We start from the raw sequence: 13722 nt of genomic DNA, 5'->3' as shown, positions 1-13722 counted from the left end.
TCCTGCGCTGCGTGGACCGGCCCGTCTACGACACACAGATGGCCGACCAACTCGACACCGCCGTCGAACAGAACGGCAAGGGCGACCTCGCCGCACTCCTGGCCGGCGGCGACACCTGGACGGTCGTGGGCTGACCGCCCGCGGTTGCGACGCGACGAAGCCCGGGGCCGGTCAGCCCCGGGCCTCGTCGTATGCCCGGCGGGCCCGCGTCACGTCGGCCATCCGCTCCTTGGACCAGCGGGACAGGGCCGCCACCTGCGTGGCCGCCTCCCGGCCCAGGTCGGTCAGGGAGTAGTCCACCCGGGGCGGTATCACCGGCTTCGCGTCCCGGTGCACCAGGCCGTCGCGCTCCAGGGTCTGGAGCGTCTGGGTCAGCATCTTCTCGCTGGCCGTGCGACCGTCGCGGGCGATGGCGCGGCGCAGTTCCCCGAACCGGTACGGCCGGTCGAGCAGCTCGATCAGGACCAGCACGCCCCAGCGGCTGGTGATGTGCTCCAGCACCAGCCGGTACGGGCACCTGGCCTCCGCGTCCTCACTTACCTTCACACCTGTACCTTACTTCAAAGTGGGTACTGTCCAAAAGTTAGCGCCCCTCTTAGGGTGAGTGCTCAAGAGAAGGACACCCCCGCACGAGGAGTACGCAGACCATGAGCATCGTCGTCACCGGAGCCACCGGACACCTCGGCCGCCATGTCGTGGAGCAGTTGCTCGCCAAGGTCCCCGCCGACCAGGTCGTCGCCGTCGTCCGCGACCGGGAGAAGGCCGCCGACCTCGCCGCGCGCGGGGTGCGCCTGGCCGTCGCCGACTACAACGCCCCGGAGACCTTCGACGGCCTGTTCTCGGCGGGCGACAAGGCGCTGCTGATCTCCGGCAACGAGGTCACCAAGGACCGCCCGGCGCAGCACCGGACGGTCATCGACGCCGCCGCCGCGGCGGGTGTCGCGCTGCTGGCGTACACCAGCGCCCCGAGCGGCCTGACCGCCGCGCTCGCCGACGACCACCGCGCCACCGAGAAGACGCTGCTCGCCTCCGGTCTGCCGTACGTGATCCTGGGCAACGGCTGGTACCACGAGAACTACACCGAGCACCTCGCCCAGGTGCTGGACCAAGGCGCCGTCGTCCAGGCCGCCGGCGAGGGCCGGGTCTCCTCCGCCGCCCGCGCCGACTACGCGGCCGCCGCCGTCGCCGTACTGACCGGCGAGGGGCACGAGAACAAGCGGTACGACCTGGGCGGCGACGAGGCGTGGAGCTTCGCCGAGTACGCGGCCGAGGTGAGCCGGCAGTCGGGCCGCGAGATCGTCTACCGCCCGGTGAGCGCCGAGGAGTACGTCCGCGCCCTGATCGGCGCCGGGCTGCCCGAGCCGGTGGCCGGGATCCTGGGCGGCGTGGAGGCGTCCATCGAGAAGGGCGAGCTGACCGTCACCACCGGCGACCTCGCCCGGCTCATCGGCCGCCCGGCCACCCCGATCGCCGACGCCATCGGGGCCGCCCTGCGCAAGTGACATTCCTCGGACGGCCGCCCGTCATGACCGTATGGCGATACGGGCATGACAGGCGGCGGTCCGCGGCGCTACCGTCGTGCCGGCGCGCAGGACCGGAGAAGGAGGCAGCCGTGGCCGGATCGTCCAAGGGCGAGCAGCGAATAGGTCTGTTCAACGGCTTCGCCGCGTACGGGATGTGGGGCCTGGTCCCCCTGTTCTGGCCGCTGCTCAAGCCCGCCGGGGCGGGCGAGATCCTCGCCCACCGCATGGCCTGGTCGCTGGTCTTCGTCGCCGCCGCGCTGCTGGTCGTGCGGCGCTGGGCCTGGGCGGGCGAACTGCTGCGGCAACCGCGCAGGCTCGCCCTGGTCACCGTCGCCGCCGCGGTCATCACCGTCAACTGGGGCGTCTACATCTGGGCCGTCAACAGCGGCCATGTCGTCGAGGCGTCCCTCGGGTACTTCATCAACCCGCTGGTCACCATCGCCATGGGCGTGCTGCTGCTCAAGGAACGGCTGCGGCCCGTGCAGTGGGCGGCGGTCGCCACCGGCTTCGCCGCCGTGGTCGTCCTCACCGTCGGCTACGGCCGCCCGCCGTGGATCTCCCTCTGCCTCGCCTTCTCCTTCGCCACGTACGGACTGGTGAAGAAGAAGGTCAACCTCGGCGGCGTGGAGTCGCTGGCCGCCGAGACCGCGATCCAGTTCCTCCCGGCCGTCGGCTACCTGGTCTGGCTGAGCGCGCGGGGCGACTCGACGTTCACCACCGAGGGCGCCGGTCACGCGGCGCTGCTCGCCGCGACCGGACTGGTCACCGCGCTGCCCCTGGTCTGCTTCGGCGCCGCGGCGATCCGCGTGCCGCTCTCCACGCTGGGACTGCTCCAGTACCTGGCGCCGGTCTTCCAGTTCCTGCTCGGCATCTTCTACTTCGGTGAGGACATGCCGCCCGAGCGCTGGGCCGGCTTCGCCCTGGTCTGGCTGGCGCTGGCCCTGCTGACCTGGAACGCCCTGCGCACGGCACGGCGGAACGCGGTGGCGCTGCGGATGGGCGCGGTGGCGGGTGCGGCCCCGGAGAAGCCGGCGTCTCCGGCTTCCGCCTCGGCTTCCGCTTCGGTATCGGCTGCGGGTTCGGGGGAGGTCGCGGCTTCGGGTTCGGGCAGCGGCCCGTATAAGTGAGCGCATGACGCAGACACCATCCGCATCCGGCGCCCCGGTGGCCGCGCCCGTGCACTGGAAGCTCGTCGTCGACGCCGCCGACCCGCACGCGCAGGCCGACTTCTGGGCCGCCGCCCTCAACTACCTGGTCGAGGACCACAGCGCGCTCGTCGGGAAGCTGCTGGGCCTCGGCGCGGTACCGGCCGAGGTGACCGTCGAGGTGCACGGCCGCCGCGCCTGGCGCGACCTGGCCGCCGTACGCCACCCCGACGAGCCCTACGACCAGCACAGCGGCACGGGGCTGGGACGGCGGCTGCTGTTCCAGCGGGTCCCCGAGGACAAGACCGGCAAGAACCGCCTCCACCTCGACCTGCACCCGGGCGAGGGACGCCGCGAGGACGAGGTGGCGAGGCTGGAGACGCTGGGCGCGCGGACGCTGCGGCGGGTCGAGGAGCAGGGCGGCGCCTGGGTCGTGATGCGCGACCCCGAGGGCAACGAGTTCTGCGTCCACTGACCGGGCGCGGTCACTCCGCTCCGGCGCGGTCCCGGGCGCGTCCGGTGAGGCGCTCCATGCGGGTGCGGGCCGCGTCCAGGCCGTCGGTGTCCTCGGCGGCCGGACCGCCCTCATCCACCAGCCGGGACCACAGGCCGATCAGGTCCTGACCCAGTTCCAGGCCCCGCTCGGGGTCGCGTACGGCACGCCAGGCGGTCGCCGCGCTCTGCACGTTGCCGTACGCGGCCTCGGCGTCGCCGGCCCGGTGGTGGGCGCGGGCCAGCTCCAGGGAGAGGCACAGGGCGCGGTCCGGATCGCCCGAGAGGTACGCGATGTACGCGGTGAGTTCGCGGAGCCTCAGCACCTCGGGGTGGTCCGGGCCCAGCGTCCGCGACGCCCGCGCCACGGTCTCCTCCGCGAGCCGCGCGGCGTCCTCCGTACGGCCGTCCCGTACCGCCTCGTTGATCCGCGCCGTCTCCTCCGCGAGCAGCGCGGGGGCGGTGCCGTCGCCGGGCGCGGTGATCGGCCCGTCGCCGAGCACGGCCTCGGCCACGGCGTCGAACCCGCGTGCGGGGGTGGGGGTGGGCTTCGGCTCAGGGGCGAGGTCGGGGAGCGGGGCGGCCGGAGCCTTCCGGACCGGGGCGGGCGGGGCGGGCGGGGCGGGCCTGGGGAGGCGGCGCAGGGTGACCGTCGCGGGGGAGTCCCGGCGCGGGGGGCTCGCGGGGGTGGTGGGCGCGGGCGCGGGGGCCGGGATCGGGGTGGGGGTGCCGGTGAGGTCGCTGGAGCCGTCCGGGGTGACGCGGAGCGGGAGGACGTAGCCGAGCTGTTCGTCGTGGACGGTGGCGAGCACCGGGGCGCCGACCGCGCGGGCGAGGTTCTGCAGGCGGTTCAGGACGGCCTGCCGGAGCTCCTGGCCGGGGGCCGCGGCGACCGGCACGCCGTCGACCGTGCCGTCACCGGCGGCCGGGACCCGGACGTCGAGCGGCCGCACCCCGAGCCCGTGGTCCTGCTTCTTGTCGCGGCTGAGTCGAGCCATCGTCCCCTCACTCGTGGGCGGGTTCCGTGAGCGGTCGTGCCGGTGGTTTCCGTCCCGCGCCGTCAGGAGCCAATCGAACACCTATGGTCGAGTCTCTCCGCTCGCTCCCGATTCTCACGTCACCACGCTGTCACGAACTCGTTCCAGGAGGTCACGGCCGCGCCGAGGGTCGTCACGGGCGGATCGGAGGGGTTGGCCGAGCGATGCGGGAGGGGACGTGGAGACGGTGGACGGGAACGTGGACGCGATGGACGGGGACGTGGCGACGGCGGGGGCCGTGGAGATCGCCGAGGCGGTGCGGTCGGGCGCGGTGCGCGCCGCCGACACCGTCGCGGCGGCGCTGGCACGGATCGCGGAGCGGGACGCCGGCCTGTGCGCGTTCCTGGAGGTGTGGGGCGAGGACGCGGCCCGGCGGGCCCGCGAGGTCGACGCCCGGGTGGCGGCGGGCGAGCGGCTGCCGTTGGCGGGTGTGCCGATCGGCGTGAAGGGGCGGCGCGGGCTCCGGACGGCGGGCCCGCTGCTGGCGGCCGGGTGCGTGCCGGTGGGCGCGACCTCCGTGCCCGGTCCGGGCACGCCGTGGCAGACCTGGGGGCTCGGGGCGGGGGGCCGCACCGTCAACCCGTGGCGGGCCGACCGTACGCCGGGAGGCTCGTCGGCCGGCTCGGCGGCGGCCGTCGCGGCGGGGCTGGTGCCGCTGGCGACGGGGAGCGACGGGGCCGGGTCGGTGCGGATCCCGGCGGCCTGGTGCGGGGTGGCGGGGCTGAAGCTGACGAACGGCCCGGGCAGCGGCGGCGGTACCGGTGGCGGGCCGGCGGGGCTCACCGCCCCCGGCGCGCTGGCCCGCTCGGTCGCCGACCTCGCGGCGTACTGGCGGGTGATGGTGCCCGGCGCGGCGCCGGAGGCCGGGCCGGAGTTGCCCGTGCCCGGCGCGGCGCCGGTGACCGGGCCGGAGCTGCCGGTGCCCGCCGTCTGGTCGGCCGACCTCGGGTTCGCGGAGCCGGACGAGGAGCCCGTGGCGCTGGCGCGGGCGGCGGTCGACCGCCTGGTCGACGCCGGTGCGGTACGGCTGGTGCGGCCCCGGCGTCCGCTGCGGCTGGCCGACCCGGCACCGGCCTGGCTGGCCCTGCGCACCCCCGGCGCCGACCTCCGGGCCGCGCACCGCACCCGGGCGGTGAACGACGAGCGGCTGGCCGAGCTGTTCACCGGCGCGGCGCTGCTGCTGACGCCGACGACCCCGACCGCACCGCACGGCCACGAGGGCCCCGGCGACCGCTACTCCACTGCCCTGACCTGGGCGTTCAACCTGAGCGGACACCCGGCGCTCAGTCTCCCGGCCGGGTTCGGCACCGATGGCTGTCCGGTCGGGCTCCAGGCGGTGGCGCCGCACGGCGCGGAGGCGCTGCTGCTGGCGGTGGCGGCCGGCGTCACGCGGTGAGGGACACGGGCACGCCGTGGTGCCCCGTCAGTCCGTGCTGCCGTGATGCCCCGTCAGACAGCGATGCCCCGTCACGCCGTGATGTCCTTCGCCGTGAAGCGGGCCCAGGCCGCCGAGCCGAACACCGCCGCGTACAGCGCCTGGATACCGAGGTTCTTCATCAGGTCGTCCCAGTAGACCGGTTCGCGCATCAGGTCGGCGAAGGAGAGCCAGTAGTGGGAGAAGAAGTACGGCTGGAGGGCGTGCAACTGCGGGATCTGGTCGAGGATCTGCACGGTGATCAGCAGCCCGACGGTGGTCGCCATCGCCGCGATCCCACTGCCCGTCAGCGTCGACACGAACAGGCCGAGGGCGGCCACGCCGATCAGTGACGCGGCGACGACCAGGGCGATCGCCAGGGCCCGGAGCAGGCCCTCGGCGAAGGAGATCCGCGTACCGGAGATCGTCGTCAGCTCGCCGAGCGGGAACAGCAGCGCCCCGACCGCCAGCGCGGAGACGGCGACCACCAGGGTGCCGGCGAGGCAGAAGGCGAGCACGGCGGCGTACTTGGTGAGCAGCAGGCGGGTGCGGCCGGCCGGGGCGACCAGGAGGTAGCGCAGGGTGCCCGCGCCGGACTCGCCCGCCACCGCGTCCCCGGCGACGACGCCGACCGCCATCGGCAGGAAGAACGGGAGGGTGGCGGCGAGCGCGGTGAAGACCAGGAACAGTCCGTTGTTGGTGATCTGCGAGATGAACGCCGGTCCGCCCGCGTCACCGCCGGCCCCCGCCCCGTCGCCGGTCTCGATCTTCACGGCGATCCCGACCAGCACCGGCACGGCGGCCAGCACACCCAGCAGGGCGAGGGTCCGCCAGCGCCGGAAGGTGACCGACAGTTCGCTGCGGAGCAGTCCGAGGGTCCACAGGGCCCGCGGCGACCGGACGGCCGCGCCGGTCCCGGCCGGTACGGTCGCCGTGCCCGTCTCAGCCCGCGACATCGAAGCCCTCCCCGGTCAGCGCCACGAACGCGTCCTCCAGGGAGGCGCGTTCCACCCCGAAGCCGCGGACCCGGACGCCGGCCGTGACCAGCGCCGCGTTCAGCTCGGCGAGGTCGCGGTCGGGGGGCTCGGCGGTCACCCGGTCCTCGGCGGTCACGATGTCCCCGGCGCCCTGTTCCTTCAGCACCCGGGCCGCGTCCCCCGGGTCCGGCGTGGTCACCACCAGCCGGCCGCGCGCCCCGGCGGCCAGGTCGGCGACCCGGCCCTGGGTGATCAGCCGGCCGCGTGCCATGACGGCGGCGTGCGTGCAGACCTGCTCGATCTCGTCCAGCAGGTGGGAGGAGAGGAAGACGGTGGTGCCGTCGGAGGCCAGTTCCCGCACCAGGGCGCGGATCTCGCGCATGCCCTGGGGGTCGAGCCCGTTGGTGGGCTCGTCCAGCACGAGGAGGCGGCGCGGCTGGAGCAGGGCCGCCGCGAGCCCGAGCCGCTGCTTCATGCCCAGCGAGTACGCCTTCGCCTTCTTCCCGGCGGCGGCCGTCAGCCCGACCCGGTCCAGGGCCGCGGCGACCCGCTCGCGCCGGGTGCGGGGGTCGGCGGTCGGGTCGGCGGCGTCGTAGCGGAGCAGGTTGTCGCGGCCGGACAGGAAGCCGTACAGGGCCGGGCCCTCGATGAGGGCGCCGACCCGGGGCAGTACGGTCCGGGCGGCGCCCGGCATGGGCCGGCCGAGCACCCGGGCGGTGCCCGAGGTGGGTTCGATCAGACCCATCAGCATGCGGATGGTGGTGGTCTTGCCGGAGCCGTTGGGGCCGAGGAAGCCGAAGACGCTGCCCGCCGGGACGGACAGGTCCAGCCCGTCGACGGCGAGCTGTCCACCGCGGTAGCGCTTGGTCAGCCCACGGGTCTCGATGACGGCCGGGGCCGAGGCGGACTCCCCGCCCGGCTCGGGCTCACGGCCCGGTCCGGGGCGCGCGCTCGGCGCGGACTCCGGGTGCGGCTCCGTGGCGGACACCTCGGCCATCGGCTCCCTCGCTCAGTTGTTCCTGTCGGTCCCGCAGGCGGTCACTTCGCCGCGTTCGCCGCCTTCACCAGGGCCTCCTTGGTGACCGCCCCGGCGTAAACCTTGCCGTCGTCGGTGATCAGGGCGTTGACCAGCCGGGTGCTGAACACCGTGCCCGTGCCGAAGTCGCCCTTGACCTGGTCGCCGAACGAGCCCAGGAAGTCGCCGAGGCCGCCGCCCGCGTCCGCCGTGGGCAGGCCGCTCCCGCCGGTGTCGAAGGAGGCGATCGTGGTCCAGCCCTCGCCGATGACCTTCAGGCCGTCGAGGTCCCCGGCCGGCGCTCCCGGGGACTTCTGGCCGTGCTCGGGCAGCTCGGCCGCCGTCTCGTCGGCCTCGGTGACCTTCGCGCCCTTGGGCGGGGTGAAGTCGAACGTCGACGCGTCCGGCTTGGCGAAGCTGACCTTGGTGAAGCCCGCGTCGACCACGGCAGCGCCGCCGCTCGCCGGGGTGAGCGTGAACTTCAGCGGGGTACCGGTCCTCGCGTCCACGGACACGGTGATCTGACCGACGGTCGAGCCGTCCTGCCGGGGCTTGACGACCAGCCGGTAGGCGTCGCGTCCGGCGACCTGGGCGGTGCCCTCGACGGTCACGGACGTGGTGTCGTCCACCGCCTTCAGGGCCTCCTCGGTGAGGTCCTTCGGCGTGGCCGGGACCTTCTCGCGCTCCTTGCCGGTGCCGGTGGCGACGGTGGAGTGGTAGACCTCGTTGGACGCGCTGTCGTAGCCCCAGACGTCCTTGCCGTCGTGGATCAGGCTGTACTCGGAGCCGTCCTGGAGCAGCGAGACCTTCTGCCGGTCGGGGCCGTCGGCGGCGACGCGCAGGGTGTGGCTGCCGGCGGCCAGCTCGGTGAGCTTCGTCGAGGGGTCCGCGGCGGAGCCGCCGTCCTCGCCGTCGCCCGAGCCGGAGGCCGACGGCGAGCCGGGTCCGCCGGAGAGCAGGCCGCTCTCCAGGCCGCCGAGGTCGGGCAGCCCGAGGTCGGTGCTGATGCGGACCGTGCCGGAGAGCCGCTCGGTGTCCGACGCGGCGATCTTCTCCAGGAGTTGCTGCGCGGTGATGTCGGGAAGGTCCGGGTCCCCGGAGTCGGCGAGCGCGGGAACGAGCCCGATCGTCGCCGCGGCGACGCCTATCACCGCGACCGGAACGGCGTACCGCGTGGCCTTGCGCCCTCGTGCCGCGCGCCGCTCCTCGGCCGCACCGGCGGTCGTGCTGCCGTCGGATTCGTACGGTGCCATGTGTGCCCTACCTCCGTCGTCGGCGGCGGCTGTCCCGCGACCTCGCACCAGTCCACCCTGAGCCGCCATTCTCACCCGAATCGGTGAGGATTGGTGTTTTCCGTGGTGACCATCTGACCAAATCGGCCAGGGAGAAGCGTCAGCCCGCGGACTCAACTCCACGTACTGCTGCGGTATGACACGAAGGTACGACGCCTCCCCCGACCCGTAGGGGATACGGAGGAGACGGCGCCGGGACCCGCCCGGGGAGACCGGACGGCCGACGGGCGGGCGGGGCGGGGCCGGGGCTGCCGGCGGGCGGGCGGGGCGGGGCCGGGGCCACCGGCCGACGGGCGGGCGTGGCCGGGGCCACCGGCCGGCGGGCGAGCGGGGCGGGGCCGGGTCAGCCCGCCCGGTGGACCACCGCGTCGCAGAGTTCCACCAGCGCGGTCTTCGCGTCGCACTCGCGCAGCGGCGCCAGCGCCGAGCGGGCGTCCTTGGCGTAGCGGACCGTGTCGTGCCGGGCCTGCTCCAGCGCGGGATGGGCGCGCAGCAGGCGCAGCGCCTCGGCGTGCCGGTCGTCGTCGCTGAGGTCGGAGTCGAGCAGCTCGCACAGGGCGAGGTCCTCGGCCAGCCCCAGCCGGGCCGCCCGCTCCCGCAGCCGCAGCACGGGCAGGGTCGGGATGCCCTCGCGCAGGTCGGTGCCGGGGGTCTTGCCCGACTCGTGGGAGTCGGAGGCGATGTCCAGCACGTCGTCGGCGAGCTGGAAGGCGACGCCGAGCCGCTCGCCGTACTGGGTGAGGACGTCCACGACCGTCTCGTCGGCGCCGGACATCATCGCGCCGAACCGGCAGGAGACGGCGACCAGCGAGCCGGTCTTGCCGCCGAGGACGTCCAGGTAGTGCTCGACCGGGTCGCGGCCGTCCTGCGGGCCCGCGGTCTCCAGGATCTGGCCGGTGACCAGCCGCTCGAACGCCAGGGCCTGCACCCGGACCGCCTCCGGGCCGAGGTCGGCGAGGATCTGGGAGGCGCGGGCGAAGAGGAAGTCGCCGGTGAGGACGGCCACCGAGTTGCCCCAGCGGGTGTTGGCGCTGGGCACGCCGCGGCGGACCGCGGCCTCGTCCATCACGTCGTCGTGGTAGAGCGTGGCGAGGTGGGTCAGCTCCACGACGACGGCCGAGGGCACCACGCCCGGGGCGTAGGGGTCGCCGAACTGGGCCGCGAGCATCACCAGCAGCGGCCGGAAGCGCTTGCCGCCCGCCTTCACCAGGTGCTGGGCGGCCTCCGTGATGAACGGCACCTCGCTCTTGGTTGCCTCAAGCAACCCTTCCTCGACTGCCGCCAATCCGGCCTGGACGTCGGCCTCCAGAGCCTGGTCCCGCACGCTCAGCCCGAACGGCCCGACGACGGTCACGTGGGGTCTCCTGTCTGCTGGTGTCTACTGGCGGTGACGCGGTGACGCGGTGTGTCGATAGGTCGCTGCCCTCACTCAAGTCAGCGTATCCGGTCACGTTTCGATCACCGATAGCGCCCACCGTTACATGCTGGTCGGTATCGGATCATGAAGGGCATGTTTTTGATCGGTTGATATGTGCGGACATGGACCGACACCATCGAGCGGCCGGGGCCGCACCGGCCCCGCGGACCCCTCGACGATCCCACCACCCCTCCCAACGTCCGGCGACCCGGGAATGTCACCCATTCGACACGCGAACCCCGGTTCCCGCCCCGGCCCGCACCCCGGGCCGCCCGCCCCTCGCCGCCCTCCGGACGGAGAAGCACATCGGGGGCAGTTGAACCATAGTTGGCCCTATTGCCCGATTTGCCGCGCTTGTTGAGGCCAGTGAGTTGGCTCACGCCGCCGCCTCCGCGTGTCGCCCCCCGCCGGCACCCGCCGTCCCGTTGCCACACAAGCCAGTTGAGGCTTGGCAGTCGCAAAGGATCAAGTACCCCAAACACCCCAGATCAAGGTCAACTAGCCCGTGGGGTGATTCCCGCACTTGTTCCGGACATGTGCTCTCGCATACGTTCCCGGCCTGTCGGGCGGACGCCGAATCCTGCCACCGCCCGGACGCACCCAATCGACCACCAACTCACGCACGGCAGGAGCGGGGGACCCAGGTAAGTCGCCGCGCCGGTCACCGGACCGGAGCGGCTCGGGGTGAAGCCGCGCCCGTGAGGGCGCGGCCGGGCACCTCCCGCCCGAACCCGACAGCTCACCTCGCAGGCGTAGGAGAGGACCTCACCATGTCTGCTTCCGGCCTCCGGCACCGCGCCGGGACCACCCGTCTCGCCCGCAAGCTCGCCCTCGTGGGCACCGGCGCCGCCGTGCTCGCGCTGCCCGTCCTCGGCGCCGCCTCCGCGTCCGCCGCACCGGCCGCGCCGGCCGCCGAGTCGCCCGCCACCGCGGTCACCACCGCCGCCCTGACCGCGGCGAACGGCTACCCCAACAGCCTCGACGGCTGGATCCGCCAGTCGCTCGACATCATGGCCCAGAAGGGCATCCCGGGCTCGTACAACGGCATCTACCGCAACATCATGCGGGAGTCGTCCGGCAACCAGTTCGCGATCAACAACTGGGACATCAACGCCATCAACGGCACCCCCTCCAAGGGCCTGCTCCAGGTGATCGACCCGACCTTCCGGGCGTACCACGTCGAGGGCACCTCCTGGGACCCGTACGACCCGGTCGCCAACATCACCGCGGCCTGCAACTACGCCGCCCAGCGGTACGGCTCCATGGACAACGTCTTCGGGGCGTACTGATCCGCCACCCTTAGGGGAACAGGCGTTCGAGGACGACGGCCACGCCGTCGTCCTCGTTCGACGTGGTGACCTCGTCGGCTACCGCGCGCAGCTCCGGGTGGGCACCGGCCATGGCGACGCCGCGGGCCGCCCACTCGAACATGGGGATGTCGTTGGGCATGTCCCCGAAGGCGATCGTCCGCTCCGGGCCCACCCCCAGGTGCCCGGCGGCCAGCGCCAGCCCGGTCGCCTTGGTCACCCCGCAGGGCTGCAGCTCGACCGTCCCCGGCCCGGACATGGTGACCGTCGCCAGCGAGCCGACCACCGCGCGGGCCGTCGCCGCCAGCTCGTCGTCGGACAGCTCCGGGTGGCGCAGCAGCACCTTGCTGATCGGCGCCGTCCACAGGTCGTCGCGCCGGCCGACCCGGACCGCGGGCAGCGCCGGGTGCGGCATCAGGTAGCCGGGCTCGATCAGCGTCAGCCCGGCCACGCCGTCCTGGTCGACGGCCGCGTACACCTGGCCCACCTCGGCCTCGATCTTGCCGAGCGCGGTCTCGGCCAGCTCCCGGTCCAAGGTGACCGACCACAGCAGACGGTCCGCGCCGGCGTCGTACACCTGCGCGCCCTGCCCGCACACCGCGAGCCCCTCGCAGCCGAGGTCGCCGAGCAGGTCCCGCACCCGGGGCGCCGGCCGCCCCGTCACCACCAGGTGCCGCGCGCCGGCCCGCGCCACTCGTGCCAGCGCGGCGAGCGACCGGTCGGAGACGGTGTCGTCGCCGCGGAGCAGCGTCCCGTCCAGGTCGGTGGCGACGAGTGCGTAAGCGGTGGGCTGCATGATCAGAGAATACGGACACCAGGGCCCGCCGACTCATCGTCGTACCGCGCCCGTTGGACGGGACCTCCGCCCGATACCTGACGCATCACCGGGTTGGGGCGGTTGAAACCCTGTGCACCGGTTGGCGCCATCATGTTCCGCCGCCTACCGTCCTGTCGGCCCGGACGGTACCTTCCTTGTGTCCAGGGGGACTTGGTCGGGGGGTCGGGTTGAGCAGCGGGCGCACGCGTGTGCTGAGGCCGGAGGAACTGGGCGAGGAGGACCGGGAGCACTGGCGGGAGCTGCGCGCCAAGTCCCCGTCGCCGCGCAGCCCCTTCATGGAACCGGAGTTCGCCGTCGCCGTGGGCCGGGTCCGGCCGGCGGCCCGGGTGGCGGTGCTCCAGGAGGACGGCGAGACCGCCGGTTTCCTGCCGTTCGAACGGGGGCCGCTGGGCCAGGGCCGGGCGATCGGCCTCGGCGTCTCGGACCGCCAGGGCGCGGTCCTGCGCCAGGGGCCCGCGCCCGACGTCCGCGCCCTGCTGCGCTCCTGCGCGCTGTCCAGCTTCGCCTTCGACACCCTGGAGGCGGAGCAGACCCTCTTCACCCCGTACGCCGCCGAGCCGCACGCCGCGCCCGTCATCGACGTCGCCGGTGGCTACCCGGCGTACGAGGAGGTGCTGCGCGCCCGGTCGCCGAAGTTTCTGAAGACGACGCTGGCCAAGGAGCGGCGGCTCGGCCGCCAGGTCGGGGACGTGCGGTTCGTGTTCGACGAGCGCGACCCGGCCGTGCTGCGCACCCTCATGGCCTGGAAGTCGGCGCAGTACCGCAGGACCGGCCGCCGGGACCGGTTCGTGCGGCAGTGGATCACCCGGCTGCTGCACGGCCTCGCCGCGACCCGGGCGCCGGAGTGCGCGGGCACGCTCTCCGTCCTCTACGCGGGCGGCCGCCCGGTCGCCGCCCACTTCGGGCTGCGCTCGGCGACCGTTCTGGCCTGCTGGTTCCCCGCGTACGACCCGGCGTACGCGAAGTACTCGCCGGGTCTGGTGCTGCACCTGCGGATGGCCGAGGCCGCCGCCGCGGCGGGCATCGGGCTGCTCGACCTGGGGCGCGGGGCGGCCGAGTACAAGGACTCGCTGAAGACGGGCGAGCTGACCGTGTACGAGGGGGCGGCGACCCGCCCGGGCACCGGCGCCGTGCTGCACCGGCTCGGCCGCGAGCCGGTACGCCGGACCCACGCCTTCGTACGCGCCCGGCCCCGCCTGGCAGCGGCGGCGGCAGGGGTGCTGAGGGGAGTGGGGCGGGTGCGTCGGGTGGGGGACTCTCTTTAG

13 protein-coding genes, 1 pseudogene and 1 riboswitch are annotated in these 13722 nt (G+C 74.0%); of the genes and pseudogenes, 7 read left to right on the top strand and 7 right to left on the bottom strand.

What is annotated here, in order from left to right; translation table 11 throughout:
* Nucleotides 1-134 (top strand): annotated as a pseudogene (locus IE316_RS30220) (2-oxoacid:ferredoxin oxidoreductase subunit beta); the annotation flags it as partial.
* A gap of 37 nt (nucleotides 135-171) precedes the next feature.
* On the opposite strand, the gene IE316_RS30215 reads toward IE316_RS30220, so the two are convergent.
* Nucleotides 172-546: a winged helix-turn-helix transcriptional regulator gene (locus IE316_RS30215; RefSeq protein ID WP_190207717.1), complete on the bottom strand. Its 375-nt coding sequence runs from the start codon at nucleotides 544-546 to the stop codon at nucleotides 172-174.
* Between the two features lie 101 nt (nucleotides 547-647).
* On the opposite strand from IE316_RS30215, the gene IE316_RS30210 reads away from it, so the two are divergent.
* From IE316_RS30210 to IE316_RS30200, 3 genes are all read left to right on the top strand, one after another.
* Nucleotides 648-1502, top strand: coding sequence for an SDR family oxidoreductase (locus IE316_RS30210; protein WP_190207716.1), 855 nt, complete (start codon nucleotides 648-650; stop codon nucleotides 1500-1502).
* Between the two features lie 110 nt (nucleotides 1503-1612).
* Nucleotides 1613-2650, top strand: a complete 1038-nt coding sequence (gene rarD / locus IE316_RS30205) for an EamA family transporter RarD (protein ID WP_190207715.1) — start codon at nucleotides 1613-1615, stop codon at nucleotides 2648-2650.
* 4 nt (nucleotides 2651-2654) lie between these two features.
* The gene (locus IE316_RS30200; protein ID WP_190207714.1) at nucleotides 2655-3143 is read left to right on the top strand and encodes a VOC family protein; all 489 of its coding nucleotides are present in this window, start codon (nucleotides 2655-2657) and stop codon (nucleotides 3141-3143) included.
* Between the two features lie 10 nt (nucleotides 3144-3153).
* On the opposite strand, the gene IE316_RS30195 is transcribed toward IE316_RS30200, so the two are convergent.
* Complete coding sequence (locus tag IE316_RS30195) at nucleotides 3154-4158, bottom strand: tetratricopeptide repeat protein (RefSeq protein WP_190207713.1); 1005 nt, start codon at nucleotides 4156-4158, stop codon at nucleotides 3154-3156.
* A 247-nt stretch (nucleotides 4159-4405) separates the two neighbouring features.
* Here IE316_RS30195 and IE316_RS30190 point away from each other — a divergent pair, with 247 nt between their 5' ends.
* Nucleotides 4406-5593 carry an amidase family protein gene (locus IE316_RS30190; protein ID WP_190207730.1) on the top strand — a complete coding sequence of 396 codons (1188 nt, stop codon included), beginning with the start codon at nucleotides 4406-4408 and terminating at the stop codon, nucleotides 5591-5593.
* A 71-nt stretch (nucleotides 5594-5664) separates the two neighbouring features.
* Here IE316_RS30190 and IE316_RS30185 read toward each other — a convergent pair whose 3' ends face one another.
* The 4 genes from IE316_RS30185 to IE316_RS30170 form a co-directional block, all read right to left on the bottom strand.
* A complete protein-coding gene (locus tag IE316_RS30185) occupies nucleotides 5665-6567 on the bottom strand; it encodes an ABC transporter permease (protein WP_190207712.1) in 903 nt (300 codons plus the stop codon).
* Entirely contained in the window at nucleotides 6554-7585 is a 1032-nt protein-coding gene (locus IE316_RS30180) for an ABC transporter ATP-binding protein (RefSeq protein ID WP_190207711.1), read from the bottom strand. Before IE316_RS30180 ends, IE316_RS30185 begins: the two co-directional genes overlap by 14 nt.
* A 41-nt stretch (nucleotides 7586-7626) precedes the next feature.
* Entirely contained in the window at nucleotides 7627-8856 is a 1230-nt protein-coding gene (locus IE316_RS30175) for a LolA family protein (RefSeq protein WP_190207710.1), read from the bottom strand.
* A 382-nt stretch (nucleotides 8857-9238) separates the two neighbouring features.
* Nucleotides 9239-10249 (bottom strand): polyprenyl synthetase family protein, encoded by a 1011-nt coding sequence (locus tag IE316_RS30170; RefSeq protein ID WP_190207709.1) that lies wholly within the window; start codon nucleotides 10247-10249, stop codon nucleotides 9239-9241.
* A gap of 662 nt (nucleotides 10250-10911) precedes the next feature.
* A riboswitch (cyclic di-AMP (ydaO/yuaA leader) is annotated at nucleotides 10912-11080 on the top strand.
* A 2-nt stretch (nucleotides 11081-11082) separates the two neighbouring features.
* Between IE316_RS30170 and IE316_RS30165 the strand changes: the two genes are divergently transcribed.
* Nucleotides 11083-11601, top strand: a complete 519-nt coding sequence (locus IE316_RS30165) for a transglycosylase SLT domain-containing protein (protein WP_190207708.1) — start codon at nucleotides 11083-11085, stop codon at nucleotides 11599-11601.
* 10 nt (nucleotides 11602-11611) lie between these two features.
* On the opposite strand, the gene IE316_RS30160 is transcribed toward IE316_RS30165, so the two are convergent.
* The gene (locus IE316_RS30160) at nucleotides 11612-12415 is read right to left on the bottom strand and encodes an HAD family hydrolase (protein WP_190207707.1); all 804 of its coding nucleotides are present in this window, start codon (nucleotides 12413-12415) and stop codon (nucleotides 11612-11614) included.
* 230 nt (nucleotides 12416-12645) lie between these two features.
* Between IE316_RS30160 and IE316_RS30155 the strand changes: the two genes are divergently transcribed.
* Nucleotides 12646-13722: a GNAT family N-acetyltransferase gene (locus IE316_RS30155; RefSeq protein ID WP_190207706.1), complete on the top strand. Its 1077-nt coding sequence runs from the start codon at nucleotides 12646-12648 to the stop codon at nucleotides 13720-13722.

Source organism: Streptomyces fumanus, from assembly GCF_014655295.1.
Taxonomy (GTDB): Bacteria; Actinomycetota; Actinomycetes; order Streptomycetales; family Streptomycetaceae; genus Streptomyces; species Streptomyces fumanus.
The sequence above is the reverse complement of the archived record's forward strand: the minus strand, read 5'-3'. Positions and strand labels throughout refer to the sequence as shown.

Excerpts from the sequence above, each read along its gene's own strand:
- IE316_RS30210 (WP_190207716.1), top strand. The coding sequence starts at position 648 with ATGAGCATCGTCGTCACCGGAGCCACCGGACACCTCGGCCGCCATGTC.
- IE316_RS30200 (WP_190207714.1), top strand. The coding sequence starts at position 2,655 with ATGACGCAGACACCATCCGCATCCGGCGCCCCGGTGGCCGCGCCCGTG.
- IE316_RS30195 (WP_190207713.1), bottom strand. The coding sequence starts at position 4,158 with ATGGCTCGACTCAGCCGCGACAAGAAGCAGGACCACGGGCTCGGGGTG.
- IE316_RS30190 (WP_190207730.1), top strand. The coding sequence starts at position 4,406 with ATGGACGGGGACGTGGCGACGGCGGGGGCCGTGGAGATCGCCGAGGCG.
- IE316_RS30185 (WP_190207712.1), bottom strand. The coding sequence starts at position 6,567 with ATGTCGCGGGCTGAGACGGGCACGGCGACCGTACCGGCCGGGACCGGC.
- IE316_RS30180 (WP_190207711.1), bottom strand. The coding sequence starts at position 7,585 with ATGGCCGAGGTGTCCGCCACGGAGCCGCACCCGGAGTCCGCGCCGAGC.
- IE316_RS30175 (WP_190207710.1), bottom strand. The coding sequence starts at position 8,856 with ATGGCACCGTACGAATCCGACGGCAGCACGACCGCCGGTGCGGCCGAG.
- IE316_RS30165 (WP_190207708.1), top strand. The coding sequence starts at position 11,083 with ATGTCTGCTTCCGGCCTCCGGCACCGCGCCGGGACCACCCGTCTCGCC.
- IE316_RS30160 (WP_190207707.1), bottom strand. The coding sequence starts at position 12,415 with ATGCAGCCCACCGCTTACGCACTCGTCGCCACCGACCTGGACGGGACG.